General features: G+C 68.5%; 1 pseudogene. It reads right to left on the reverse strand.

Annotation, left to right across the window (positions count from 1 at the left end):
- Positions 1-588: pseudogene (locus ABD161_RS15900) on the reverse strand (IS5 family transposase); the annotation flags it as partial.

Genomic DNA, 588 nt, shown 5'->3' on the forward strand with positions numbered 1-588 from the left:
CGTGGGCGACCCGGGCCAAGCCGGGGAACCTGGATCTCGCCGAGCACGTGGATGAGCATCGCTCCGTCGTTGCGCTGCCCGCCGGTCACGATCATCGCGAGCGGGCGGCCGTGCCCATCGACGGCCTGGTGGATCTTCGTGGTCAGACCGCCGCGGGAGCGGCCGATACCGTGACCGGGCGGTTCAATCTCGTGCCAGGGCAGATTCTTGTGATTCGATCCTGCCCCCTGTGTCCTGCTCGGGGCGGGTGGTGTTCGTCGCATGCTGATGCGCACGCGCGATCGTCGCATCGATCGACACCGCCTAGTCGATCTTCCCGGCCGCGTCGGCCTCGGCGAGGATCTGCGCCAGCACCCGATCCCACGTCCCGTCACCGGCGTAACGGCGATGCCGCTTCCACACCGTCTGCCACGGGCCGAACTGCTCGCGGGGCAAGTCACGCCACGGGATCCCGGTGCGGAACCGGTACGCGATGCCCTCCACAACCCGCCGGTCGTCACCGAACGGGTGACCACGCCGCCCGGCATTGGACGGCAACAGCGGAGCGATCCGCTTCCACTGCGCATCCGTGAACACCCGATATCGAGA

Origin of the sequence: Microbacterium paludicola (assembly GCF_039529675.1) — a bacterium.
In the GTDB taxonomy this organism is placed as follows: Bacteria; Actinomycetota; Actinomycetes; order Actinomycetales; family Microbacteriaceae; genus Microbacterium; species Microbacterium paludicola.